At 71.4% G+C, this 24783-nt stretch carries 21 protein-coding genes; 13 read left to right on the top strand and 8 right to left on the bottom strand.

Annotation, left to right across the window (positions count from 1 at the left end; all coding sequences use genetic code 11):
• Window positions 1-28: 28 nt before the first annotated feature.
• The 6 genes from ACWGR4_RS02195 to ACWGR4_RS02170 all read right to left on the bottom strand — a co-directional run bounded on the left by ACWGR4_RS02195 (window position 29) and on the right by ACWGR4_RS02170 (window position 6406).
• Window positions 29-175 (bottom strand): hypothetical protein, encoded by a 147-nt coding sequence (locus tag ACWGR4_RS02195; RefSeq protein WP_452128313.1) that lies wholly within the window; start codon window positions 173-175, stop codon window positions 29-31.
• 107 nt (window positions 176-282) lie between these two features.
• On the bottom strand, window positions 283-807 hold the full coding sequence (locus ACWGR4_RS02190) for a hypothetical protein (protein ID WP_379996860.1): 525 nt from the start codon (window positions 805-807) through the stop codon (window positions 283-285).
• A gap of 59 nt (window positions 808-866) precedes the next feature.
• Window positions 867-1610, bottom strand: a complete 744-nt coding sequence (locus tag ACWGR4_RS02185) for an ABC transporter ATP-binding protein (protein ID WP_379996858.1) — start codon at window positions 1608-1610, stop codon at window positions 867-869.
• Window positions 1607-2368 (bottom strand): ABC transporter ATP-binding protein, encoded by a 762-nt coding sequence (locus tag ACWGR4_RS02180; RefSeq protein WP_379996856.1) that lies wholly within the window; start codon window positions 2366-2368, stop codon window positions 1607-1609. Before ACWGR4_RS02180 ends, ACWGR4_RS02185 begins: the two co-directional genes overlap by 4 nt.
• A complete protein-coding gene (locus tag ACWGR4_RS02175; protein WP_379996854.1) occupies window positions 2358-4586 on the bottom strand; it encodes a branched-chain amino acid ABC transporter permease in 2229 nt (742 codons plus the stop codon). Before ACWGR4_RS02175 ends, ACWGR4_RS02180 begins: the two co-directional genes overlap by 11 nt.
• Before the next feature lie 248 nt (window positions 4587-4834).
• Entirely contained in the window at window positions 4835-6406 is a 1572-nt protein-coding gene (locus ACWGR4_RS02170; RefSeq protein WP_379996852.1) for an ABC transporter substrate-binding protein, read from the bottom strand.
• A 470-nt stretch (window positions 6407-6876) separates the two neighbouring features.
• On the opposite strand from ACWGR4_RS02170, the gene ACWGR4_RS02165 reads away from it, so the two are divergent.
• The 7 genes from ACWGR4_RS02165 (at window position 6877) to ACWGR4_RS02135 (ending at window position 14841) form a co-directional block, all read left to right on the top strand.
• A complete protein-coding gene (locus ACWGR4_RS02165; protein ID WP_379996850.1) occupies window positions 6877-7557 on the top strand; it encodes a spermidine synthase family protein in 681 nt (226 codons plus the stop codon).
• A 151-nt stretch (window positions 7558-7708) separates the two neighbouring features.
• A complete protein-coding gene (locus ACWGR4_RS02160; RefSeq protein WP_452128312.1) occupies window positions 7709-8194 on the top strand; it encodes a nuclear transport factor 2 family protein in 486 nt (161 codons plus the stop codon).
• Window positions 8191-9678 carry an MFS transporter gene (locus ACWGR4_RS02155; protein WP_452128311.1) on the top strand — a complete coding sequence of 496 codons (1488 nt, stop codon included), beginning with the start codon at window positions 8191-8193 and terminating at the stop codon, window positions 9676-9678. The genes ACWGR4_RS02160 and ACWGR4_RS02155 overlap by 4 nt, the downstream gene beginning before the upstream one ends.
• Before the next feature lie 163 nt (window positions 9679-9841).
• Window positions 9842-11011, top strand: a complete 1170-nt coding sequence (locus ACWGR4_RS02150) for a sensor histidine kinase (protein ID WP_452128310.1) — start codon at window positions 9842-9844, stop codon at window positions 11009-11011.
• On the top strand, window positions 11008-11679 hold the full coding sequence (locus ACWGR4_RS02145) for a response regulator transcription factor (RefSeq protein ID WP_395791602.1): 672 nt from the start codon (window positions 11008-11010) through the stop codon (window positions 11677-11679). The genes ACWGR4_RS02150 and ACWGR4_RS02145 overlap by 4 nt, the downstream gene beginning before the upstream one ends.
• 1465 nt (window positions 11680-13144) lie before the next feature.
• Entirely contained in the window at window positions 13145-14047 is a 903-nt protein-coding gene (locus tag ACWGR4_RS02140; RefSeq protein ID WP_452128309.1) for an ABC transporter ATP-binding protein, read from the top strand.
• Complete coding sequence (locus ACWGR4_RS02135; RefSeq protein WP_452128308.1) at window positions 14044-14841, top strand: ABC transporter permease; 798 nt, start codon at window positions 14044-14046, stop codon at window positions 14839-14841. The genes ACWGR4_RS02140 and ACWGR4_RS02135 overlap by 4 nt, the downstream gene beginning before the upstream one ends.
• 168 nt (window positions 14842-15009) lie before the next feature.
• On the opposite strand, the gene ACWGR4_RS02130 is transcribed toward ACWGR4_RS02135, so the two are convergent.
• Window positions 15010-15771, bottom strand: a complete 762-nt coding sequence (locus tag ACWGR4_RS02130) for a bestrophin-like domain (protein WP_452128307.1) — start codon at window positions 15769-15771, stop codon at window positions 15010-15012.
• A gap of 163 nt (window positions 15772-15934) precedes the next feature.
• Here ACWGR4_RS02130 and ACWGR4_RS02125 point away from each other — a divergent pair, with 163 nt between their 5' ends.
• Window positions 15935-16420, top strand: a complete 486-nt coding sequence (locus ACWGR4_RS02125) for a hypothetical protein (protein WP_452128306.1) — start codon at window positions 15935-15937, stop codon at window positions 16418-16420.
• 291 nt (window positions 16421-16711) lie between these two features.
• Here ACWGR4_RS02125 and ACWGR4_RS02120 read toward each other — a convergent pair whose 3' ends face one another.
• Complete coding sequence (locus tag ACWGR4_RS02120) at window positions 16712-18352, bottom strand: amidohydrolase (protein ID WP_452128305.1); 1641 nt, start codon at window positions 18350-18352, stop codon at window positions 16712-16714.
• Window positions 18353-18559: 207 nt separating this feature from the next.
• Between ACWGR4_RS02120 and ACWGR4_RS02115 the strand changes: the two genes are divergently transcribed.
• The 5 genes from ACWGR4_RS02115 to ACWGR4_RS02095 all read left to right on the top strand — a co-directional run bounded on the left by ACWGR4_RS02115 (window position 18560) and on the right by ACWGR4_RS02095 (window position 24781).
• Window positions 18560-19531: an iron chelate uptake ABC transporter family permease subunit gene (locus ACWGR4_RS02115; RefSeq protein ID WP_395792004.1), complete on the top strand. Its 972-nt coding sequence runs from the start codon at window positions 18560-18562 to the stop codon at window positions 19529-19531.
• Complete coding sequence (locus ACWGR4_RS02110) at window positions 19528-20628, top strand: FecCD family ABC transporter permease (RefSeq protein WP_452128304.1); 1101 nt, start codon at window positions 19528-19530, stop codon at window positions 20626-20628. Before ACWGR4_RS02115 ends, ACWGR4_RS02110 begins: the two co-directional genes overlap by 4 nt.
• Window positions 20625-21422, top strand: coding sequence for an ATP-binding cassette domain-containing protein (locus ACWGR4_RS02105; protein WP_395791588.1), 798 nt, complete (start codon window positions 20625-20627; stop codon window positions 21420-21422). Before ACWGR4_RS02110 ends, ACWGR4_RS02105 begins: the two co-directional genes overlap by 4 nt.
• A gap of 77 nt (window positions 21423-21499) precedes the next feature.
• On the top strand, window positions 21500-22456 hold the full coding sequence (locus ACWGR4_RS02100) for an ABC transporter substrate-binding protein (protein ID WP_452128303.1): 957 nt from the start codon (window positions 21500-21502) through the stop codon (window positions 22454-22456).
• Window positions 22457-22630: 174 nt separating this feature from the next.
• Window positions 22631-24781, top strand: coding sequence for an ATP-binding protein (locus ACWGR4_RS02095; RefSeq protein WP_452128302.1), 2151 nt, complete (start codon window positions 22631-22633; stop codon window positions 24779-24781).
• Window positions 24782-24783: the final 2 nt, after the last annotated feature.

The following is a 24783-nucleotide window of genomic DNA, read 5'->3' as shown; positions in this document are numbered from 1 at the left end:
GCGTGTGGGTGCGCTGCCGGAAACGGCTCTAGCTGCGCAACATCAGGACGATCATCACGATCGCGAGCGCCATCAGCACCGCCCACACCGTGGTGACCAGGCGCAGGCGGCGGCCGTCGCGCGGTGTGGTCGTGTCGGGCGGGGCGGCTTCTCCCGGCGGTGGGTTCTCGCTCATGTCCTCGCTGCCCTCCACGGGTGCTGCGCGCGGCGTCCGTCCCGTTCAGGATGACACCGCGCGCGGCCCGTTGAGGAGCCCCCGAAGCGGTCGAGGGCCACGATCGTTCAGTGCTTCGCCGGTGTGGTCGGCAATACCGCCGTGGTGTCCGTGCCCGCGTCCGCCGGCCCCTGCTGCGGGCTCTGCTGGGCGGCGATCAGCCGGGCCAGCCAGAACCGCATGAAGGTGGACAGCGAGAAGCGCAGGAACAGGGCGAACCCGAGGAGCGAGACCGGGATCGCCGAGATGCCCAGGGTGATGGCGTCGTTCTGGGTCAGGATCAGCGTCGTGCCGTGGGACATGAAGTAGGCGCCGAAGCCCATCCCGATCCCGAGCACCATCAGCCCCACGCCCAGCCACATCAGCTGGGTGTCGAGCATGGTCTTGGGTGCGCGCAGCTTGAGGGCCCCGACGTCGGCGGTGAACTGCCGGGTCCGGTCCTGGGTGGCCGCCGGGACGGCCGCGTGGCGCGGCGGTGCGTACGCCGGTGGCCCGGCGGTCGGCACGCCCTGCGGAACCGTCGGCGGCACGCCGGGGGGCGGGCCCGCGGGTGCGGGTGGCTGCCCGTCGGCGTTCACGCTGTTCATACTCATATAAGTGCTCACCTCGTGGGTCGCCGTGAGGTTGATGCGTACCCGACGGCCATGTGCGATCAGCCGCCCAGGTACGCGCTGTGCAGGTCGCCGGCGATCTCGTCCGGGGTGCCGACCTGAAGGATCCGGCCACCGCTCATGACCGCGGCGAGGTCGGCGACGGCCAGGGCCGTGCGCGCGAACTGCTCGACCAAAAGCACGGTGACACCGGTCTCGGCGATCTTGCCGACCACGTCGTACAGCTGGTCGACGACGAGGGGCGCGAGGCCCATCGACAACTCGTCGAGCAGGATGATGGCCGGGTTGGTGGCGATCGCCCGGGCGACGGCCAGCATCTGCTGCTCGCCGCCCGACATCGTGCCCGCGGCCTGGTTCCGGCGCTGTTCGAGGCGGGGGAAGATCGGGAAGACCTTCTCCTCGATCTCCTTGCGGGAGACTCCTCGATAGGTCGCCATCCACAGGTTCTCGGACACGGTGAGATTGGGGAAGACGCCGCGGCCTTCCGGGATGCTGCACAGGCCGATCCGGGCCAGGTCCACGGGCGCGGCCCCGGTGACACACCGGCCGGCGAGGTATATGTCGCCGGTGGTGGGCTGGTGCAGCCCGGTGATCACCTTGAGCATCGTGGTCTTGCCGGCGCCGTTGGGTCCGAGCACCGCCATCACCTTGCCGGTGGGCACCGCGAGGTCCACCTTGTGCAGCACCTCGACCTGCTCGTACGCGGCGCTGATCCCGCGCAGTTCGAGCAGCGGCGGGGCGCTCGGCGCGCCGGCCGGCTGCGCGTCGGCCACATTCAGGGTCATACCGTCTCCTGAAGGACTTCGTCGGCCTCCGCCGCGTCCGCGGTACCGAGGTAGGCCGCCTGGACGGCGGCGTTGTTGCGGATCTCGTCGCACGTACCGTTGGCGATTTTTTTGCCGAAGTCAAGTACGTGCAGTTCGTCGCAGGTGTTCATCACCAGGTCCATGTCGTGCTCGACCAGAAGTACAGCGACGCCGTCGGCGGCGATCTCGCGCAGGAGTTGGCCGAAGCCGCGCGTCTCCTCGTCGTCCTGGCCCGAGGCGGGCTCGTCCAGGAGCAGGATCTTGGGCCGGCAGGCCAGCGAGCGGGCCAACTCGACCACGCGGCCCTGCCCGGTGGGCAGTTGGTCGGCGCGCACGTGCGCGATCGCGGTCAGGTCGAGGCGGTGCAGCAGGCGCGCGGCGGTGTCCTGCGGCGTCTCCCTGGTGCCCCGGTGCAGCCGGCGGTACTGCGCGGCGGCGACCTGGATGTTCTCCCGGACCGACAACGAGCCGAACAGTTCGAGGCGTTGGAAGGTGCGGGCCATGCCGAGCCGGGCCCGGCGGTACGGCGCCAGTTTGCTGACGTCGCGCCCGTCCATCCGCACCTGTCCCGAGGAGGGCGGTTGCAGGCCGGTGATCACGTTGAAGATGGTGGTCTTGCCCGCGCCGTTGGGCCCGATCAAGCCGGTGACCTTGCCCTCGTGGGCCCAGATGTCGACGTTGTTCAGGGCCGTGTGGCCGCCGAAGCGGACCGTGACGCCCTCGACCTCAAGCCCCATGACGTGCTCCCGGCAGGATGGGTGACGGTGCCGCGGCCGTCGCCGCCGCGGGCAGCGAGGGCAGCGCGATGAGTTTGTCCAGCGCCTCGATGTCGGCGGCCTTGAACCGGTTTCCGTTCAGCCCCAGGCCCTCGGGTTGCCCGGACAGGCCCTCGGGCACCTCCGGTTCGGTCCGCGGCGCCTTGATCATCACCTCGATCTTGAGCGCGGCCGGGATGCCGATCACCGCGAGCAGGATGCCGATCACGAACGGCCAGTTGCCGATCACGTCGGTGAACCGCAGCACGATCAGCGCCAGTTGGGCGGCGGCGCTGCCGGCGAGGACGACCGGGCGGCGCAGCGCGGGCTCCCACTCGGGGCGAATCTTGGCGGCGATGAAGCCGTTCGGGTTCTTGCCGAGCGCGATGCCGTTGAGGCCGATCAGGATGGTGGTGAGCTGGGCGTAGTCGGGGAAGAGGTTGGTCATCAGCGGGGTGCCCAGGAAGATGCCCGCGAACAGCGCGGCGCCCGGGGAGGTGAGCCCGGCGATCACCATCAGCATCAGCACCGAGAGCCCGGCGGTGAAGTCGAAGTTGACCGGGGACAGGGTGCCGGCCGCGCCGCCCAGGATGCCGCCGCCGACGCCGGCCATCGCGGCGGAGAGCCCGAAGACGGTGAGCGTGGTCAGCTTGTGGTTCATCCCGATCGTCGCGCAGGCCGCGGGGCTGTCCTTCATGGCCAGCAGCCTGCGGCCGAACTCGCCGCGCCGGATCCACACCACGACCAGCGAGGACAGTGCGAAGAAGACCGCGCCGAAGATGAAGTAGGCCCGGTCGGAGGAGATGTCGACGCCGGGCCAGTCGAAGCGCTCGAAGTTGAGCGTGCCGCTGTTGAACAGGTCGATCTTCGTGTCGCCCCAGGTGAAGGCGGGCAGGCCGAAGATCCACCGGTCCAGCATCACCGCGAACGCGGCGGTGGCCAGGGCCAGATAGATCCCGGACAGGCGCAGCGCGGGCAGCGCGACGAGCACGCCGATGCCGGCGCAGATCAGCGCGGCCCACAACAACCCCAGCGGGTTGCCGCCCGAGCCCAGGTGTGAGACGCAGATCGCGCCGATGCCGGCGAAGCCCAGTTGGGCCAGCGACATCTTCCCGGCGTAGCCGACCAGCGGGATCACCGACAGGCCGATCAGCGCGAAGCCCCACATCCGGGTGCTGGCGAACAGGTCGGCGGCGGCGAGGGAGTTGGCGGCGACCACGGCGCCCGCGATCACGATGGCGGCGAAGACCAGCGAGCCGGTCCAGGTGGGGCGGTGCGAGATCTCCCTGGTGCGGGAGGAGGCGTGGCCGCGCAGCCGGGAGGTGGGCAGCAGCATGATCGCCACGAACAGCACCAGGACGGGCATCGAGTCGCTGAGGCCGGACAGGTACGGGCCGGCGGTCGGGAAGCGGGTCTCGGTGAGGTAGCCCTTGCCGTACTCGGTGACCAGGCCGATGATCATCGCGCCGACGAACGTCCACGGCAGGCTCTTGAGCCGGCCGATCACCGCCGCGGCGTAGGCGTTGACGATCAGCAGCGTGAGCGGCAGCGCGGCGAAGGAGAGTTTGGGGGCGATCAGGATGCCCGCGACCGCGGCCAGCATGGTGCCGGTGGCCCAGGCCAGCATGCCGGGCACTTCGGGGCGCGAGCCGTTGAGCACGGCCAGGTTGCGGTCGTCGACGGTGGCGCGCATGGCCACGCCCGCGCGGGTGGAGCGCAGCAGCACCCACAGGCCGACCGCCACGATCAGCGCGACGGCCAGGGTGATCAGGTCGTGGTAGGAGACCCGGGTGCCGGCCATGTCCACGGACTCGCCGGGGAAGAAGTTGACCACGTTGCGCGGGGTCTGCGGATCCCAGATCCACATCACCGCGGCCAGCAGGCTCAGCAGCACCGCGACGGTGACCATCAGGCGGGTGGTCTCCGACGTGCCCTCGAGCCTGCGCATGATGGCGAAGTGCAGGAACACCCCGAACGCGGGGGCCAGCACACCGAGCACGACCAGCAGGGACAGCCACACCGGCCAACCCCAGTCGAAGTGCAGCTGCCAGTAGGTGAAGGCGGCGAGCGCGCCGGTGGCGCCGTGGGCGAAGTTGAAGATGCCCGTGGTGGTGTAGGTCAGGGTCAGGCCGCCGGCGGTGATGGCATAGATGCCGCCGGTGACCAGGCCGCTGATGGTGAGGATGATGAACTCGTGCACGCGCCCTCCGTTCGGGCCGGGCCGTGTCGCGGGGCGATCGGTCTCGGAGACTGGTGCGGCACGGCGCCTGACAGGTCGTCAGGGCCGCGGGGCCGCCCTCCCGCCCGGTGCGGGGCGAGAGGGCGACGGGGTGTCGCGGGTGCTTCGGGTGCTGCGGGTGCAGCCGGTGCTTCGGGTGCTTCCGGTGACGCGTGGAGTGGGGGTGTGCTCCCGGCCCGGTGGGCTCGGGAGGTCACCGTGGGCCGGGGCTAGGAGGTCACTTCCTCCGGCGGCGCGGCCGGCGGCGGCTCGCCCCCGTCGCCGGGCGGCGGGTTGCCGGTGCCCGAATCGCCGGCGGGCGGCGGAGCGGTTCCCCCGTCGCCGGGCGGGGTCGTGGCCGGGGCCGACGGCGGCGCACTGGGCGCGCCCGCGGCGACGGCGACCACGTTGCCCGGGTCGCAGTTGAAGAACTCGGCCTTGTTCGGCTTGGTCAGCGCGGCGTCGTACTCGAAGCCCTTGGCGGTGGCCTTGACCATGGTGAAGCAGTCCGAGGCGCGTACGTCCTTGGTCTCCACGATCGGACCGGGGGCGAACAGGCCGCCCGCGTCCCAGTTCGCCCGCTTGCCCTTGGCCAGCACACACTCGGTGGTCAGTTCGGTACCGCACTCCTTGACCGCGCTCGCCCACAGCAGCCAGGAGTTGATCCCCGACATGTGGAAGAACTCCAGGTCCTTGCTCGGCTCGGCGAGGTGCAGGATCTCCAGTGCCTTCTGCACGGCCGGGTTCTTGTCACCGAGCGACTGCGGCACGTAGGTCGGGTAGATGTAGGTGTCCGGGATCTTCGAGTTCTTGGCGGAGGCCAGGGTGTAGCGGTTGTATGCCGAGGCGTCGCTGACGATGACCTTGGGGTGCCAGTTCATCGCGTCCATCTCGCGGAACATCGACGCCGAATCCACCGCGAGCCAGGTGGTGATCAGCATCTCGACGCCGGCCTGCTTCATCTTCTCCAGCGTCGTGCGCCCCGGGGGCGGCATGACGGGGACGTCCTCCTTGAAGACGACGGTGCCGCCCGCCGCCTCCACGCCGGCCTTGTAGCGGGCCATCGCGGGCCGCAGCGAGGCCATGTTCTGCCCGAGCAGGCCGACCTTGGCCTTGACCTCGGGACGCGCCGCGAAGACCGCCTTGTAGGCGCCCACCACGGTGGTCGTGGTCGGCAGGCCCACCGCGAGCACCTGCAGGTCGGCCTTGGCCGACTCCTCGCCCACCACGTAGGCGGGGAAGGCGCCGAGCTTGCACCCGGTACGGGCCTTGACGCCGTCGTTGTCGAACGGGTTGCCGCCGCCGACGACCATGAAGTCGTTCTGGCAGGCGGCGGTCATCACGGTGCCCACGTTGCTCAGCGCGGCGTCGCGCTGGGTCAGCTTGATGGTGCGGCCGTTGATTCCGCCGAGGCCGTTGCACCACTTGGTGAAGCCGTCGGCCATCTCGAAGAACTCTTTGCCCAGGCCCGGTTGTGCGGGAGCGCCCGGGTCGCCGGTCACGCTCACCGAGATCTGCTTCTCGGTCACGCCCCGATCGGCCTTCTTGGTCAGCGGTTTGCCGTCGCCCTTGCCGCACACGTCCTTGAGCGTGCCGAAGTCGCCCGGCGCGCCGGTGCCGACGGGGGCCTTGCCGTCCTTGGTACCGGTGGCCGCGGGGCCGCCGCCGCCCGATCCCGGTCCCTTGGCCACCGCGTCCTCGCCCGAGCGGCTACAGCCGACCGCCACAAGGAGCGGCACGACCAGCAAGCCGGCCGCCGCTCGTCGGCGCATCCCGCGCCGCCCGGCGGAAGTTGATGCCATCAGCCCTCCCGACACTTCGTTTCCGCGGGCCGGGCCGAGGGCCCGGTGCGCTCTCACGTACTTCTCCTGCGCTGTGCTCGCGTTGTTCACGTCTTGTGCTTCCGCCCCGTCTGCGAGGCATCCTCGCGACTGGATCTGACATGCCATCAGTTAATGGGCCATGAAGCAATGGCCGGGACCTTAACCGGGTGTCCTACAGGGTGCAAGGGTCACCGAACCGGCGAAAACCGCTGGCCGGCAGCCCTGACGAAGCCGGATACGAGGTGGGGTGCACGAGTACACACGTGTCACCGATCGGACCGTACGGACGGTCGTTTCCGGGCTTCGTGATGGCACTGTTACGAGGTGCGGAGAATTGGTGCCGGGAGATACCCGAGGGGTTCGTGAGGCATTCGAAGCGATACGGCGGCACGGAAAAGGCGACACGACGACACCCGTTCTCCATAAAGCGACAAGGAGTCAGTGAATCGATGCATACGTTCGAGCCGACCACCAACGCGGAAGAGATCGAACGCGTTCCGGCGGCGGACGGCGAACTCGCCCTGCGCCGCGCGGGTGAACACTACGAAATCATCAGCAACGGGTGCTTTTTGATGGACACTCGCGCGGGCGCCTCCGAGCGCCTGCTCGCGCGCACCGCGCTCGCGGCCGTGACCGCGCCGGGCGACCTGCGCGTGCTGGTCGGCGGCCTGGGCGTCGGCTTCACCCTGCGCGAGACGCTGACCGACCCGCGCGTCGCGCACGTGCGTGTGATCGAGCGCGAACCGGCCGTCGTGCGCTGGGGGCGCGGACCGCTGGCGCCCTTCTCCGGCCACGCGCTGGACGACGCGCGGGTACAGGTGGTCACCGCCGACCTGGTGGCCTGGGTGCGCTCCGGGGCCGGCGAGGAGCGTTTCCACGCGCTGTGCCTGGACATCGACAACGGGCCGGACTGGACGGTCACCGACGGCAACGCCTCGCTCTACGACGACGCCGGACTGGCCGCGCTGCGCGATCGGTTGGCGCCGGGGGGCGTACTGACGGTGTGGAGCGCTACGGCCTCCCCCGGCTTCGCCGACCGGCTGCGGGAACACTTCGGGCGGGTGCGGGTGGAGCGGGTGCCGGTTGTTCGGGGCGAGCCGGATGTGGTGTTCGTGGCGCAGGAGGGGTGAGGCGGGCCGGGGGTTCGGGGGGTTCGGGGCCGTTGTACCGCCGTGACGTGGTGCGATGGCGCGGGCAGTGTAACTGACGCAACGTCAGATTAACTTGCGTGTGTCATCCAACTGCTGCCAGCATGCGAACACGGTTGCCGAAAGGGTGGACATGCACGACGACGAGGCGGATTCGCCCGCTGCGCACACGCCGAGCCGACTGCGCGATCGCAGCGAACTCCGCGATCTGGTGCAGACATACGCACACGGCGCGGATCGCCGCAAGCCCGACCTCGTCGCCTCGATGTTCACCCCCGAGGGCCGGCTGGTGATCCACCGCGACCCCGGATCCACCGAACCCCCCGCGGTACGCGCCGGCCGCGCCGAGATCGCCCGCGCGCTGGCGAGCCTGGACCGCTACCTGGTCACCACCCACCTGATCGCCAATCAGCTGATCACCTTCGCCCCCGAGGGCGACCGCGCCGACGGCGAGACGTACTGCACCGCACACCACATCTACGAGTCTGACGGCGTGCGCCGCGACCGGGTGATGTCCATCCGCTACCTGGACACGTTCGTGCGCACCGACGAGAGCTGGCGCATCGAGACCCGCACCCTGCACTGTGACTGGGTCGAGGACCGGCCGCTGACGGCATGAGCACCGATCCGAAGGGGGCCGGGCGCACATCGACCAAACGCCACGGCCCGACCACGATCCTGGTCGCCCTGTCCTTCGCCGCGACCACGATGGCGGTCATGCAGACCGTGGTCTCGCCGATCCTGCCCCAACTGCAAAACCGGCTCGGCGTCTCCAGCTCGGCCATCGCCTGGGTGCTCACCGGCAACCTGCTCGCCTCGGCCGTGGCCACCCCGCTGCTCGGCCGGCTCGGCGACCTGCGCGGGCGCAAACGTTTCCTCTTGTACGCGCTGGCCGCGGTCGCGCTCGGCTCGATCCTGGCCGCGTGCACCACCTCCTACGTGATGCTGATCGCCGGGCGCGTACTCCAGGGCATGGGCGGCGGCGTGGTCCCGCTCGCCCTCAGCGTGGTCCGCGACGAGTTCCCCAAGGAACGCTCCGCCGGCAGCATCGCCACCATCGGCGCCACGATCAGCGTCGGCGCCACCTTCGGCTCGGTCAGCACCGGACTGATCGCCGACCGCTGGGACTACCACCTGCTGTTCTGGCTCTCCGCGCTGGTCGCGCTGCTGTCCATGGCCATGGTGTGGCGAGTCGTGCCGGACACCGCCGAGCGGCGGCAGGGCCACGTGGACCTGATCGGCGCGCTGACCCTGTCCGGCTGGCTGGCCGCGCTGCTCGCCGCGGTCAGTACGGGCAGCCGATCCGGGTGGGGCGATCCGCTGGTCGTCGGCGGCCTGGCCCTGGCCGTACTGCTGTTCGCCGCCTGGATCGGCTGGGCCCTGCACCACCCCGAACCCCTGGTCGACCTGCGGGTGATGGCCCGCCGACCGGTCCTGCTCGCCAACCTGTCCGGGATCTTCACGGGCATGGCGATGTACGGCTCGTCGCTGCTGTTCCCGCCGTTCATCCAGGCGCCGTCGGCGCTCGGCTACGGCTTCGGCAAGTCGGTCCTGATCGCGGGCCTGATCATGCTCCCGGGCACCCTCGGCAACCTGGCCGCCGCGCCGGTCGCCGCCCGGATGACCAATCGCCACGGCCCCAAACCGGCGCTGGTCCTGGGGCCGGTGCTCAGCGGTACGGCGTTCGCCCTGCTGCTGCCGCTGCACGGGCACTGGTGGGCGTTCTCGATGGTCGGCGTGCTGTTCGGGTTCGGCCTGGGACTGGCCTTCTCGGCGATGCCGGCGCTGATCAACGACCACGTGCCGGCAGACATGACCGGGGTGGCCAACGGGATGAACGCGGTGCTGCGCACGGTCGGCGGCGCGACCGGGACGGCGGTACTCGGCGCGATCCTGAGCGCGAGCCCGGCAGGCGCGGCCACGGCCCGGGCGGCGGGCGTCGCCCACGCGCCGGGGTTGACGGGCTACCTGGTCTGCTTCGGCATGCTCGGGGTCGGTTGCCTCCTGGCGGCCGTGCTGGCGTGGTCGATCCCGGGGGCGCGGCGGAGCGTAAGCGGGGCGCGGGCGGTGGTGGAGCCGGATCGGGTGGAGGCGGGACGGTAGCGGCCCGACGGCCGGCGAACGACCGACCAAAGTCGATGGCGGCGTCGACTCCCGGTCACTGCCGGAGCACCGACGGCGCTGCCTAGGCTGGAGCGTGATCAAGAGCCGCCTCCGCCGAGCCGCCCCCACCACGGGGGCTCGCACCTCCGTGTCGCGTACCTCAGTGCTCCGCACCCTGGTTCCCGAGCGGACCCGTCGCGAATGGGGCATCGACCTCGGCTACGCGCTCGGCGCGTTCGGACTCGGCGCGATAATCCTCGTGACCGCCATCCAGGAGGACGACCACCCGCCGAACGTCGTGATCGAGACCGTCCTCGGCGGGATCATGCTCGTGGCCATGCTGCTGCAGCGCCGCAACCGGCCGACCGGGCTCGCGGTGACCTGGGTACTCGTGGGCTTCTTCTCCGCCGCGATCACCGGGTCCGCGCCGGTCGTCCTGCTCAGCCTGGCGATCCGGCGACCGTGGCGGGTCACCACGTCCGTCGCCGGCCTGGAAATCGCGCTCGTCTCCGGCACGTTCTGGGTGGGCGCCGAATCGACCCGCTCCTACTGGTCGTCGGTCCTGGCCATGACGCTGCTGGTCAGCACCGCCGTGGCCACCGGGATGCTGATCCGTTCCCAACACGAATTGACCGCGTCCTGGCGCGAGCGGGCCCGGCAGGCCGAGGAGGGCCAGCGGCTGCGCGTGGAGGAGGCCCGCCACCTCGAACGCGAGCGGCTGGCCCGGGAGATGCACGACGTGCTCGCGCATCGGATCTCGCTGCTCGCGATCCACGCGGGCGCGCTGGAGTACCGGGCCGGCGCCTCACCGGAGGAGGCCCGCGCCGCCGAGGTGATCCGCCAATGCGCGTTCGAGGCCCTGGAGGACCTGCGCGAGGTGATCGGCGTCCTGCGGGCCCACCCCGACGACGACGGCGACGGCGACGGCGAGCCCGAGCGGCCCCAGCCCGTGCTGAACGACCTGCCCGCGCTGATCGAGGAATCGCGACTGGCCGGCGCGACCGTCGACCTGGACCTGGCCGACCTGCCGTCGGTATCGGGACGCACCGGCCGGCATGCGTACCGCATCGTCCAGGAGGGGCTGACCAACGCCCGCAAACACGCCCCCGGCGCCCGGGTCCGGGTCCTCGTCGCCCCCGCCCCCGACGACGGCCTCGCCATCGAGGTGGTCAACCGCCTCCCCCACGGCCACCGCCCCACCGCCATCCCCGGCGCGGGCGCGGGCCTGATCGGCCTGCGCGAACGCGTCGCCCTGGTGGGTGGGCGCCTGGACCACGGCCCCACCACCGACGGCGACTTCAGCCTGCGCGTGTGGCTACCGTTGGCCAAGTGAAAAGCACCGAAGGCTGTGTCCGGGTCCTCGTCGTCGACGACGACGCACTGGTTCGAGCCGGACTGTCCATGATGTTGTCCGGGCTGCCCGACATCCGCGTCGTCGGCGAGGTGTCCGACGGCGCCGACGTACTCGGCGCGGTCGACGAACACCGGCCCGACGTGGTGCTGATGGACATCCGGATGCCCCGCGTGGACGGCCTGGCCGCCACCGCGACCCTGCGGGCCCGCCCCGAGGCGCCGGAGGTGATCGTGATGACGACCTTCGACACCGACGACCACATCCTCAAGGCGATGCGGGCCGGCGCCGGCGGCTTCCTGCTCAAACACACCCCGCCCCCGGACATCGTCGAGGCCATCCGCCGCGTCGCAGCCGGCGAACCGATGCTCTCCCCCGACGTGCTGCGCCGCATGATGACCTACGTCGCCACAACGACCATCGACCCCCGCCGAGCCCGAGCCCAATCCGCCCTCGCCCACCTGAGCGACGGCGAACGCGCCGTAGCCACGCTGGTCGGCAAGGGCCACACGAACGCCGAAATCGGCAAGGAACTCTCCATCAGCATCGCCACGGTCAAGGCCTACGTCTCCCGACTACTCACCAAGCTGGACCTCAACAACCGCGTACAGATCGCGCTGCTGGTACACGACGCATCGAACGACACGTAGCGCACAGCGGACGCGGGGTGGGGTGGGTGGGGTGGGTGGGGTGGGGTGTGCGGCGGGCGGTCGGCTCGAGTGCGCTGAGATGCCTTCCCGAGTGGGTCGGGTGTTCCCGGCTGGCGTTACGCCTGGGGTTGCGTGTGGCTGGTGCGGGGCCGGCCAGAGTCGCCGGGTTGGCCTCCGCCGGCGTGCGGGGCTCCGAGACGACGGCTCCCGACGAGACAAGCGTGTTGCTCGGCGAAGAAGCGGCCGGCAGCGGCGGACAGGGAGGGCGCTCGGGTCGAGTCCTCCGAGTGACCTTCCCGAGTGGGTCGGCCGGTTTCCGGCGGGCGTTGCGCTTTTGGTTGCGGGTGGCCGGGCCGGGGCCGGTCAGAGTCGGCGATGGGCCGCCGCCGGCGTGCAGAGCTCCAAGACCCCAAGCTCCCGACGAGACGGGCTTGTTGGTCGGCGAAAACCGGGCCGGCAGTGGCCGGGAGGGAGGGGGCTCGGGTCAGGGCTGCCGGAGAGGCATCCCGGGTGCGTCGGGTAATTTCGGTGGGTGGTGGGTGGCGTCGGTTCACGAAACCGGATCCCGTGGAGTGCCGCAGCCTTTGGGTGAGAGAAAACCGCAGGTCAGCGTTGCTGGGAGTGGTTTGCGGGTGCCTCGGGATCCGGTTTCGACCTCCACTGGGCACTTTCGGTCTCCTCGATGGCCTTTGTGAGGGCGCAGCACGCGAAGTCGACGTCCACTGCGCAGTTTCGGCCCCACAGTGGCGTCGAGGGCGTCGGAGCGCACGAAACCGGCACTCGACGCCCGACTGTGCCCCCCGACCCCGCAAAACCGCAGGTGATCAGAGCCCGAAGCCCGAAACCACGCACCGCGATCCGGTTCCGAACCCCAACCCCTTTCCAAACGCCCCCAACCACCCCGGCCCACTCGGAAACGCTCCCCGGCGAACTCAACCCGAGCACCCACCCCGCCCGCCGCTGCCGGCCGCTTTTCCGCCGACCAACACGTCAATCTCGTTGGGAGCTTCGGGTCTCGGAGCCCCGCACGTCGGCGGCGGCCCACCACCGACTCTGACCGGCCCCGCATCAGCCACACGCAACCGCAACCGCAAGCGCAGCGCCCGCCGGAAACGCCCCACCTACTCGGGGACGCATCCCAGTGCGCTCGACCCCGCCGCCCGCTCGCCCAGCCTGCCGCCACCGCCACACGGCGCCGGCGCCCTTCCCGGGGCAGCGCAACCTCTCGCCTGAGAACCCCGGCCGCCCGGCGCCCATGCGCCGTTTCAGGCTGCTCGGCGTCGGCGCTCTCGATGTCCTCTGGCCACGCCCTTCCTTCAGGCCCGCCCCCGCCCCACCGGCCCAACAGATCGCGCCATCCGGCAGTTTCCGGTGTGTCCTTGGTTGGGTGAGGTGTAGACCAAGGCCGGCGAGTGTGGACCGTTGGGCGCTGTGGGGGGCCGTCTGGGGTGGTCAGGCTGGGGGCATGATCAGTGTCGAGCGATTGACCAAGCGCTACGGGGAGCACGTTGCCGTCGACGGGGTTTCCTTTCGGTGTGAGCCGGGGACCGTGACCGGGTTCCTGGGGCCCAACGGGGCAGGGAAGTCCACCACGATGCGGATGATCTGTGGGCTTACGCCGCCGAGCGGCGGGGGCGCGACCATCCGGGGTGTTCCGTATCGGCAACTGGCCAATCCCGGGCGCCACGTCGGTGTGTTGCTGGACGCCGGCGCCCAGCACGCGGGGCGCAGCGGGCGCGAGACGCTCGCCCTGTGTGCCCGCATCCTGGACGTGGACCGGGCCCGCGTCGGCGAACTGCTCGCCCTGGTCGGCCTGTCCGGACCCGCGGCGCGGCGTCGGGTCGGCGGCTATTCGTTCGGGATGCGTCAGCGGCTGGGCGTCGCCCAGGCCCTGCTCGGCGACCCCGCCGTGCTGATCCTGGACGAGCCCACCAGCGGCCTGGACCCCGAAGGGGTCTTCCAGATGCGCACCCTGCTCCGCGACTTCGCCGACCGCGGCGGCACCGTCCTGCTGTCCTCGCACCAACTGCGCGAGATCGAGGCGGTGGCGGATCGCATCGTGATGATCGCCAAGGGGCGTGTCGTGGCCGACGGCACGAAAGGCGAACTCCTCACCGCCCCCGCCGGCACCCTGGTCGCCGCCCTCGACCCGGCCGCGCTGCACACCGCCCTCACCACGGCCGGCCTGTCCCACCACCCGACCGACCCGACCGGCACTTTCCTGGTCGACGCTTCGGCCGAGGCGGTCGGCCGCGCCGCCGCGAGTGCCGGGGTCGTACTGCGCGAACTGCGTCCCGCCGAACATGAAGGACTCGAGCAGATGTTCCTGAGCCGACTCGGCTCCGTCCCGCAGGAGGTCGGGTCGTGACCTTCGCCGCCGCACCCGTTACCGCAACTGATACTGCAACCGCCGCCGCGCCCGTCGCCGCACCGACCCTCCTCCGGCTGACCGAGGTCGAGCTGCGCAAGATGACCGACACTCGCGCAGGCCGTTGGCTGCTCGCCGTGGTCGCATTCGCCGCCGTTGCCCTCGTCGTCGTGACCCTGACCGCCGCGCCCCGCGAGGACCGCACCTGGCGGTCGTTCCTCACCTCCTCGCAGGCCGGCGTGGCGGTGTTGTTCCCGGTGGTCGGGATCCTGGCGGTGACCTCCGAATGGTCCCAGCGCACGGCGCTGACCACCTTCGCCCTGGTCCCCGATCGGCGTCGCGTGCTCGGTGCGAAGGTCGCGGCCGGGGTGGTCCTGGCCCTGTTCGGCGTCGTGTTCGGGCTGCTGTGCGCCACGCTGGGTCGGGCAGTCGCGGGCTGCACCGGCCGAGGCGCCGGAAACTGGTCCATCCCCGGCCCGATGCTCGCCTCGGTGCTGCTCGCCGCGATCCTGAGCATCACCCTGGGTGTGGCGTTCGGCGTGCTGTTCCTGAACGCCCCGCTCGCGATCGTCACCTTCTTCATGGTGCCGAGCGTGTTGGGGATCCTGGCCGACCTCGTCTCCGCGATGGAGTCCGTCAATCGCTGGGTCAACCCGGGCCCGGCCCTCGACCCGCTCTACGGCACCGGTATCAGCGGCGTCGAATGGGCCAGGCTGACCACCACAATGGTCATCTGGCTACTCACCCCACTGGCCGTCGGCACCTACCGCGTCATCCATACCGAAGTGCACTGACCCGTCGAACGATCGACGGTCCCGCCGAGCAGGTGATCGCGACGCCGCGCGGCGGGCCCGTCGCATGGCAGCGGACCTCGGCGGGGTAGCGGACCTCGGCAAGTAGTGGACCTCAGGAGGGCACTCATCCTATGGGCCCGTTATCAAGACCCCTCTCCCCCTCCGCCCCTACTTCGCCCCCGGGAACAACGACACGAACGCGTCCGAGGCCGCCGTCATCCCCTGTCCGAAGGGTGCGTCCAGGTCCCAGATCAGGAACAGCAGGAACGCGATCAACGCACTGAACAACCCCGCAACGATCAACTCCGGTGCGGATCTGCGGATCTGCAGCGTAAAGATCATCCCGACCGTAACGATCGCCCCGGTGATCAGGCCGAACCACACCAGCCCCGGCATCGACGCGCCCGCCTGCCCACCCCGTGCCTGACGCGCGTCGTCCGCGATCGCGATCTGGTCCAGGATCGGCTGGTACATCTGCGTTTCCTGGTCGCCCTGCGGCGCGTAGTCGGTCACCTCGTTGCGTACGGTCGCGAACAGCTGCGAAGCGCGCGGGGACAACTCGCCGTGGTCGGCCATATAGCCCCACTCGTTCTTGACCACGTACTTCACATAGGCGTCGATGTCCGTTCGGATCTGATCACGCACCTGCGGCGGATAGACCCGAACCCGCTCACTGACCTCGTGCAACGCCTGGGCCTCGTGCCGCACTTCGTCCTCGGCCGCACTCCGCCCCTCCCACACGGCGGCGATCGCGAGACCGAGCACGATCGCGTAGACGACGCCGATCATCATCGTCATGTATTCGAGCACGTCCGGCGTGGCCGACGGGTCGTCGTCGTCCGGCAACCGCCGCTGCTTGAGCACGACGACGGAGAGGACGACCGCGCACACCGCGACCATCGCGAGTGCCAGTACAACCCAATGCGTCACGGATGACCTCCGGGGCAAAAAAGGCAAGGGATCCAGGGAGTCGGAAGCCGGGGAGGCGGCGAACTCGGCGCCTCAGCCGCGCCCGCCGCCACCGCCACCCGATCCGCGCGCCCCCGCCCGGCCGCGCGGCTTGAGCGCGGCACCGGCCAGAATCGCGGGCGCGGTGATCAGCAACGTCGTGGTGACGAGCGAGTTCCCCCGCACCGGAGGCGGCGCCGGAGCCGGCCGCGCCAACGGCCGCCGCACCGCGATCGGTTGCAGCGGCGGCGGGGCCACCACCGGCGGGGTCGTCGGCGGCGGCGTGGTCGGCGGCGGTGGTGGCGTCGTCCGCACCGGAGGCGGCGTCGTCTTGGGTACGACCAGCGCCATCGGCGTCGCGCGCTCCACCGGCGGAGCCGGCGTGCTCCGCACCGGCGTCGGCTTCGTCGGAGGCGGCGTCGGCTTGGGCGTGGTGGGCCTGGGCGTCGTGGGCGTCGGCCTGGGGCCGGCCGTGGGCCGGCAGGACCCGTTGCGCAACAACCGGAAATCGACCGTGAGCCCGATCCCCCCGGTCGGCGGCCCGGTGGCCGGCGTCACATCGACCCGAACGCTCGCCCCGGGCGACCCACCGATCGAAACGCACACATCCACATGCGCTCCGGGCGTATGACCACCACCGGCACCCGACCCCGACCCCGCCCACGCGACGCTCGCCGGAGCGGCCAACAAGGCCCCCGCCCCGACCACGCACCCCCACCGGCGCGCCCGACCCCATGCGCTCATGGCAGCGATCGTCTCGTCAAGTCATCGGCTTTGGCCCGAATAGCCCTTCAATTCACTCGAACGGGTCACCCGCCGACCAAATATGCACAGCCATCCGAAAGTTACCCAACAACCGGTGGGCGGGATGGAGCGGGAGTCGTAGGGCAGAACGGCAGAGGTAGGGCGACCCGCGACCCGCTCAGTACGTCCGCGCCCCCGCCAACCACGTCCCCCGCACCGCGACCTCCCGCAGCGTCATCGGATCCACCCCGCGCGGATCCGCGCTCAGCCACACCACATCGGCCGGCGCGCCCACCACGAGACCCCGCCGGTCGTCCGCGAACGCCTGATAGGCGACCCCGTCGGTATACGCGTCCAGCGCCTGATCCACCGTCAACCGCTCGTGCGGCGCCCAACCCTGCTCCGGCGCCCCCTCGAACGTTCGTCGGGTGACCGCGACTTGAATGCCCTCCATCGGCCGGTGCGAACTCACCGGCCAGTCGCTGCCGAACGACACCGGCGCGCCCGAGTCCAGCAGACCGCGCATCGGGTCTTGCCGTCCGCCCCGCTCGGCACCCACGCGCGGGATCGACAACTCCACTTGCAGCGGGTCGAGTTGGGCCCACAGCGGCTCGAAGTTGGCGATCACCCCGAGCCGGCCGAATCGGACCAGGTCGGCCGGGTCGACGATCTGTACGTGTGCGATCACCGGCCGCCGATCCCATTCCGGGTTGGCCGACGCGGCGGCCTCGATCGCGTCGAGCGCGGCGCGCACCCCCGCGTCGCCGATCGCGTGGATGTGTACCTGGAACCCGTCCGCGTCGAACGCGGTGACCGCCGCGGCCAACGCGGCCGGTGTCCACACCGGCATCCCACAACTGTGCGGCGCGTCGCAGTACGGCGCCAACATCGCCGCCGTGCCGCCCTCGATCACCCCGTCGGCGAAGAACTTCACCGTCCGCGCGGACAACAGCGGCCCGCCCTCGGCCGCCACCGTCGCCCGCGCCGCGACGAACTCGGCCCGCTGCGCGCGCCAACGATCCGGATCGGCCCGGAACGCCAGGTTGGCCCGGAACGCCAACGTCCCGCGCCGCGCCGCCTCGACATAGGCCGGCACCATCTCCGGTTCCACCCAGGCGTCCTGAACCCACGTCAGCCCCGCGCTCGCGTACGCCTCGCCGGCCACCCGCAGCGCGTCCACCAGTTCGTCCAGCGGCCGGCCCGGCACCCGATCCAGCACCAGGTCGCACGCGTGCCACTCGCGCAGCGTGCCCATCGGCGAGCCGTCCGGGCGCCGTACGATCCGGCCCAGTCGCGGCTCCGGCGTCGCGTCGCCGACCCCGGCCCGGCGCAGCGCCTCGGTGTTGCACCACACCGTGTGATAGTCGTACGCCCGCAACACCACCGGCCGGTCGGCCACCGCCGCGTCCAGCCGGCGGGCGTCGAACTCGCCGTCCGGGACCAGGGTCGGGTCGTAACTGGCGCCCACGATCCATTCCTCGTCCGGGTGTTCGGCGGCCCAGCGCCCCACCTCGGCGGCGATCGCCTCGACACCGGTCAGCCCCTTGATCCGCGGCCCGAAGTGTTCGAGGCCGCCGAAGAGGGGGTGTGCGTGTCCGTCCCCGAACGCCGGGAGCAACAGGCCGTCGCCGAGGTCGACGATCTCGTCGGCGACGGACGCGAGGGCGAGCGCATCCGCACCCAGGGCAACGACCCGGCCGTCGCGCACCGCCAGCGCATCGGTGTCACCCGAACCCGAGCCCGAGCCGGAGCCCGCACCCGCACCCGCACCCGCACCCGCACCCGTGCGGATGGTGCCGCGGAACAAGGTCATGGTCATGACGCTCACTCCTAGGCGTTCACACCGCCCGACGCAACCCCTCGCCCGCGATCCGCGCACGCGTCGGCGCAGTCGCGCGGCGACCCTGCGTGAGACCCGTGCCGAACCCGCCCCCCCGCCTGGGCCGGACATATTAGGCCAGCCTAACCTGCTCCAGTGAACGTCCTCCCGACGCGGGGTCGAACGACGCGGCGCCGAGCCCTCCTGATGGTCTCGGTGCTGCTCGTGTTGGCCGCCGCGTGTCTGCTCAGCCTCGCCGTGGGCAGTCGCGGCATCGCCCCGAGCGTGGTGCTCGACGCGCTCGTGCACGGCGGCGACTCCACCGACGCCATCGTGGTGAACTCGATGCGGGTGCCGCGTACCGTCGTGGCCCTGCTCGTCGGCGCGTCCCTCGGCATCGCCGGCGCCTGCATGCAGGGGCTGACCCGCAATCCGATCGCCGAGCCCGGGATCCTGGGCATCAGTACCGGCGCCGCCGCCGGCGTGGTGACCGCGATCGCGGTGTTCGGGGTGAGCAGCCTGACCGGCTACGTCTGGTTCGGCTTCGCCGGTGCGCTGTGCACGGGGGTACTGGTGTACGCGGTCGCGGCGCGGGGGCGCGGCGGTGCCACGCCGGTGAAGCTGGCGCTGTCCGGGCAGGCCTTGGCGGCCACGCTCGGCGCGGTGATCACCATGGTGCTGACCACTGATCAGGGCACTCTGGACCAGTACCGGTTCTGGCTGGTCGGCTCGCTGTCCGGGCGTACCGACGAGGTGGCCTGGCAGATGTTGCCGTTCTTCGGCGTGGGCGTGCTCCTGGTGGCGGCCACCGCGCGCGGTCTGGACGCGCTCGCGCTGGGCGACGACGTGGCCAAGGGCCTGGGCCACAAGGTGAACCGGATCCGGGTGCTCGGCGGCCTCGGCGCGACCGTGCTGACCGGCGTCGCGGTGGCCGCGACCGGCCCGATCTCCTTCGTCGGCCTGGCCGTTCCGCACGCCGCCCGAGCCCTGGTGGGCACCGATCACCGGTGGGTGCTGGCCATGTCCGCGCTGCTCGCGCCGATCCTGCTGCTGGTCGCCGACGTGTTGGGACGGGTCCTGTTCCCGCCCGCCGAGGTCGAGGTGGGCGCGATGACCGCGCTGATCGGCGTACCGATCCTGGTCGCACTGGTACGCCGCAAGCCGGTGGTGTCCGGATGAAGCAGCCGAGCATCCAGAGCAACCAGAGCGGCCCGAGCCGACCGAGCCGCCCCGGCCACCCGAGCTACCGCCCCTACGGTCACCTCCTGCTCCGTCGCCCAAGCTTCTCCTTCCTCCTGCATCGCCGTTCCGTCGTCGTGACCGGCGTCGTGGCGGTGCTACTCGCCGCCGGATTCCTGCTCAGCCTCTGTGTGGGCGAGCGCTTCATCCTTCCCGGCGACGTGCTCAAGGTGCTCGTCGGCGCCGACGACAGCTTCGTGGTCGAGACGTTGCGGCTGCCGCGCGCCACCGTCGGGCTCCTGGTCGGGTTGTCCTTCGGCATCGCCGGCGCGCTGATCCAGACCGTGGCGCGCAACCCGCTGGCCAGCCCGGACGTGATCGGCGTCTCGCACGGGGCCGCCGCGGCCGTGGTGTTCGGCCTGGTCTTCGGCTACGGCGGGCCCACCGCGACCCCGCTCACCGCCGTGGCGGGCGGCACCATCGCCGCCTTCCTGGTGTACGTGCTGGCCTGGCGTCGCGGGCTGAACGCGCAGCGGTTCGTGCTGATCGGCGTGGGCGTGTCGGTGGCCCTGTACTCGGTCACCAACCTGCTGCTCACCAAGGCCGACATCGCCCTCGCCCAGCAGGCCAAGGTGTGGATGTCGGGCAGCCTGAACGGGCGCGGCTGGTCCCAGGGCGAGCCGCTGTTCTGGGTGTTGCTCGCGCTGACCCCGGCGATCGTGTGGGCCGCGCGGGCGTCGCGGTCGGCCGGGTTCGACGACGACACCGCGATCGCCCTCGGCATCCGGCTCGGCCGGATCCGGCTCGGTCTGGTCGTGGTCGGCGTGTTGCTCGCGTCGGTGGCCACCGGGGCCGCCGGGCCGGTGGACTTCGTCGCCCTGGTGGCGCCGCAGGTGGCCCGCCGGCTGACCCGAACCCCCCAGGTGCCGCTGGTGTGTTCGGCGCTGCTCGGCGCGCTGATCGTGGTGGTCGCGGACATCGGCGCACGAATGTTGATCTCCGACGCCGAGTTGCCGGTGGGCGTGCTCACCGCCGCGGTCGGCGGCCCGTACCTGCTGTGGATGTTGACCCGATCCCGTTCCGGAGGCGCCTCGTGACCACCCATCAGCTCGCCGCGCGGGAGCTCACCCTGGGCTACGAGGACCGGATCGTGGTCCGCGACCTGGACCTGGACGTGCCCGCGGGCCGGGTCACCGTGGTGGTCGGCCCGAACGCCTGTGGCAAATCCACCCTGTTGCGCTCGCTCGGCCGGCTGCTCAAGCCGGTCGGCGGCAGCGTGCTGCTCGACGGCGCGGCGCTTCGCGACCTGCCCACCCGGGAAATCGCCCGGCGGATCGGCGTGTTGCCGCAGAGCCCGGTGCCGCCGGAGGGGATCACCGTCGCCGACCTGGTCGCGCGCGGCCGGCAGCCGTACCAGCGCTGGTGGCAGCAGTGGTCGGACGAGGACGAGGACGTGGTGGCCGACGCGATGCGGCGCACCGACGTGGTCGAACTCGCCGACCGCTACGTGGACGAACTCTCCGGCGGGCAGCGCCAGCGGGTGTGGATCGCGATGGCGCTCGCCCAGGGCACCGGGATCCTGCTGCTCGACGAGCCGACCACGTTTCTCGACATCGCCCACCAGGTGGAGGTGCTCGACCTGGTCCGCGAGCTCAACGTCACGCGCGAGCGCACGGTGGTCGCCGTGCTGCACGACCTCAACCAGGCGTGCCGCTACGCGGATCACCTGATCGCGATGCGCTCCGGCGCGATCGTGGCGCAGGGCGCGCCGGGCGAGATCGTCACGGCCGATCTGGTCGGCGAGGTCTTCGGGCTCGACTGTGTGGTCATCCCCTGCCCCGTGACGGGTGCGCCGATGGTGGTTCCGGGGCAACCCCGAAAGATCGGGTAGCGAACGCGCTTCCCGTTCGGCCCGCCGGTCGTGCGCGATCACGGTCGCCGCCAGCCGCCGTTCTTCGAGGAGTTCCGATGAGATCCGCCTCCCTGTCCCGCGTCGCCGCCGCCTTGGGCGTGGTCGCCGCGCTCGTCCTGACCGGGTGCTCCTCCGAGGGTGCCGACGGCGGCAAGGGCGCCGAGTCCGGCTCGGCCGCCACCCGCGAGGTGCGCACCGCCAAGGGCGTGGTCAAGGTCCCCGTCGCGCCGAAGCGTGTGGTCACCCTCGACATGGGCGAGTTGGACACCGCACTCACCCTGGGCGTCAAGCCCGTGGGTTCGGTGGTGGGCAGTCCCGGCGCCGGGTTCCCGAAGTATCACGGCGACAAGACGGCGGGGATCAAGGAGGTCGGCGCGATCGGGGCGCCCAACCTGGAGGTGATCGAGTCGCTGAAGCCGGATCTGATCCTGGGCAGTCTGGTCCGCGACGCCGATCGTTACGACGCGCTGAGCCGGATCGCGCCGGTCGTCTTCTCCGAGCAGGCCGGCACCCAGTGGCGGCAGAACTTCCTGCTCGACGCCGACGCGTTGAACAAGAAGGCCGAGGGCGACCGGGTGGTGGCCGCGTTCACCGCGCGGGCCAAGGCGTTGGGCAGCGCGCAGGGCGACCCGGGCGCGGTGAAGGTGAGCGTGTTGCGCTTCATCGCGGGCCAGAACCGGCTGTACGGGAAGGCCACGTTCGTCGGCGCCATCCTGAGCGAGATCGGCTTGAGTCGCCCGGCCGCGCAGAACGTCGACACCTTCATGGTCGAGGTGAGCGCCGAGCGGATCGAACAGGCGGACGGCGACGTGATCTTCGTGGCCACGTACGGTCCGAAGGACAAGACCGACCACGACAAGGTCACCGGCGGCCCGCTGTGGAAGACGCTGAGCGCGGTCAAGGCCGGTCGGGCACACGAGGTGGACGACGAATACTGGATGGTCGGCACCGGATACACGGCCGCCGACCATGTCCTGACCGATCTGGAACGGCTGCTGCCGAAGCGGAGTTGAGGCCACGCGAGGGCAGCTGTCGTTTCCCGGAACGCCGGGAACGAAGCCCCGCGAACCCGTGCGAAATGTTTCGCGATCTCGTCCGGCGACAAACATCCACTGTGCCCGCCCGTCCGCCGGGGCCGGATTCGGCCATGCGTACGGGCGGTTTCGGCCGCTACGAACGGGGGGTCCGTGTCGGGCGTCGACGATCGGCACGCGAACGGCCCGTCGCCGGGGGCGGTGGGCAGCCACAACGAACTCGGCGGGACGGTTCACGGACCCAGCGTGCAGGCGGGCACGGTACACGGGGGCATCCACGTGTCCATCGGCCCCGCCGGCCCCGCCGACGCCGCCGTGGTGCCGTGGCAACTGCCGCCGGCCCCGCCGATGGTCGATCGGGTGCGCGAACTGGACGCGCTGGATCGGCTGTGCGCGGCCGGGACGCGGCTCGTGTTGCTCGGCGGGCAGCCCGGGGTCGGCAAGACCACGCTCGCGCTGACCTGGCTGCGTCGATTGCACGCCGCGTTTCCCGACGGCCGGCTGTACGCCGATCTGCGCGGCCACGGCGGCGAACGCCCGGCCGTGCCGAGCGAGATCGTCGGCGGCTTCCTGCGCGGACTCGGGGTGCCGGCGGATCGGGTGCCGCGTGACCCGGCCGAACAACTCGGCCTGTACCGCTCGTTGACGGAGGGACGCCGACTGGCGGTGTTGCTCGACGACGCGACGACCGCCGCCCAGGTCCGCCCGCTGCTGCCGGCCGGCGCCAACCTCACGGTGGTCACCAGTCGCGGCCGGTTGTCGGGGCTGCTGGTGAACGGCGGTGTGCCGGTACCGCTGGAACCGCTCGACCGGGCCGCCGCGGTGCAGCTCCTGGCCGCCACGATGAACGACGACCGGGTCCGGGAGCAACCGGCCGAGGCCGCCGAGTTGGTCGAGCTGTGTGCCCGACTCCCGCTCGCGGTCCGGGTGGCCGCCGCCCGACTGGCGTCGCGGCCGACCCGGCCGATCACCACGATGGTGCGCGCCCTGGCGGACGAGCGCGGGCGCCTGGACGCGTTGGCCCTGGACGGCGACCACACCGTCCGGGCCGCGTTGGACGTCTCGTACCGCGAGTTGCCGGACGCGGCGGCGCGGCTGTATCGCGGACTCGGCGTGCATCCGGGCCCGGACTTCGGGCCGGTGGTGGCGACGGCGGTGCTGGGGACCCGGGAGGTGAACGGGCCGCCGGCCGTCCTGGAGGACCTGCTCGATCGTAATCTGCTCACCGAGACCGCCGACGAACGTTACCGATTCCATGACCTGATCCGACTACACGCGGTGGACAAGATGTCCGAACGCTCGGGCTCCGAACGCACAGAGGCACTGCGCGCGATCCTGGACCACTACCTGGCCACGGCCACCCGGGCGGAGGAACTGCTCGAACCCCAACACCGGTCGCTGGCCCGGGACTACGCGACCGCCGAGGTGCCTCGGGTGGACTTCGTCGACGGCCCGGAGGCGTTGGCCTGGTTGGAGCGACAGCGGGTCACCCTGGTCGCCGCGATCCGCACCGCCGCGACCGCCGAACTGCACAGCGTGGTCTGGCAGTTGACCGACGCGCTGTGGCCGCTGTTCCTGCGCGGCAAGTACTTCGAGGATGCCCGCGCGGCGCACGGGTTGGGCCTGGAGGCGGCCCGCGCCTGTGCCGACCCGGCGGCGGAATCGCGGATGTTGACCTCGGGCGGGTTGTGCGAGCTGGACTGCGGCGGGCATGCCCGGGCGTTGGAGATGTTCGCCGCCGCGACCGAGGTGTGCGCCGGGTCCGGCGACGCGGTGGGGGCGGCCAGGGCGCGCAACTACACCGGTCTGGCGCTGCTGGGCCTGGATCGGCTGGACGAGGCCGACGAGGCGTTTCGCGAGGCCGAGGCTCGGTGTCTGGCCCTCGGCGACCCGCGTCCCGCCGCGTTGGCCCGCTTCAATCGGGGGGATGTGGCGCTGCGCGCGGACCGGGCCGCCGACGCGATCGCCCACGCCGAGGCGGCACATGCCGGGCTCGAGCGGGTCGACGACGCGTACAACGCCGCGCGGGCGCGGGCCCTGATCGGCCGAGGGCTGGTGGCCGACGGCCGACCCGATCGGGCGGATCCGCATCTGCTCGCCGCGCTCGCGGTGTTGCGCGGACACAACGCGAGCGTGGAGGTGGCACACGTGCTCACCGCGCTCGGCGAATCCGCCGAGCGACAGGGGCGAGCCGCCGAGGCCCGGGACCGGTACGGCGAGGCGCTGGGCCTGCTGGACGCGGTGCGGGCCCCGGCGGCCGAGACGGTACGCGCGCGGTTGCGCGGCCTCGATCCGCCGGGGTGACG

It is taken from the genome of Embleya sp. NPDC055664 (assembly GCF_053618075.1).
This window is presented reverse-complemented; position numbering and strand designations above follow the sequence as displayed.

Bases quoted from the DNA above. Each gene is read 5' to 3' on its own strand.
- ACWGR4_RS02180 (WP_379996856.1), bottom strand. From the start codon at position 2,368: ATGGGGCTTGAGGTCGAGGGCGTCACGGTCCGCTTCGGCGGCCACACG.
- ACWGR4_RS02165 (WP_379996850.1), top strand. From the start codon at position 6,877: ATGCATACGTTCGAGCCGACCACCAACGCGGAAGAGATCGAACGCGTT.
- ACWGR4_RS02140 (WP_452128309.1), top strand. From the start codon at position 13,145: ATGATCAGTGTCGAGCGATTGACCAAGCGCTACGGGGAGCACGTTGCC.
- ACWGR4_RS02110 (WP_452128304.1), top strand. From the start codon at position 19,528: ATGAAGCAGCCGAGCATCCAGAGCAACCAGAGCGGCCCGAGCCGACCG.
- ACWGR4_RS02185 (WP_379996858.1), bottom strand. From the start codon at position 1,610: ATGACCCTGAATGTGGCCGACGCGCAGCCGGCCGGCGCGCCGAGCGCC.
- ACWGR4_RS02100 (WP_452128303.1), top strand. From the start codon at position 21,500: ATGAGATCCGCCTCCCTGTCCCGCGTCGCCGCCGCCTTGGGCGTGGTC.
- ACWGR4_RS02120 (WP_452128305.1), bottom strand. From the start codon at position 18,352: ATGACCATGACCTTGTTCCGCGGCACCATCCGCACGGGTGCGGGTGCG.
- ACWGR4_RS02170 (WP_379996852.1), bottom strand. From the start codon at position 6,406: ATGGCATCAACTTCCGCCGGGCGGCGCGGGATGCGCCGACGAGCGGCG.
- ACWGR4_RS02195 (WP_452128313.1), bottom strand. From the start codon at position 175: ATGAGCGAGAACCCACCGCCGGGAGAAGCCGCCCCGCCCGACACGACC.
- ACWGR4_RS02155 (WP_452128311.1), top strand. From the start codon at position 8,191: ATGAGCACCGATCCGAAGGGGGCCGGGCGCACATCGACCAAACGCCAC.
- ACWGR4_RS02190 (WP_379996860.1), bottom strand. From the start codon at position 807: ATGAGTATGAACAGCGTGAACGCCGACGGGCAGCCACCCGCACCCGCG.
- ACWGR4_RS02160 (WP_452128312.1), top strand. From the start codon at position 7,709: ATGCACGACGACGAGGCGGATTCGCCCGCTGCGCACACGCCGAGCCGA.
- ACWGR4_RS02115 (WP_395792004.1), top strand. From the start codon at position 18,560: ATGGTCTCGGTGCTGCTCGTGTTGGCCGCCGCGTGTCTGCTCAGCCTC.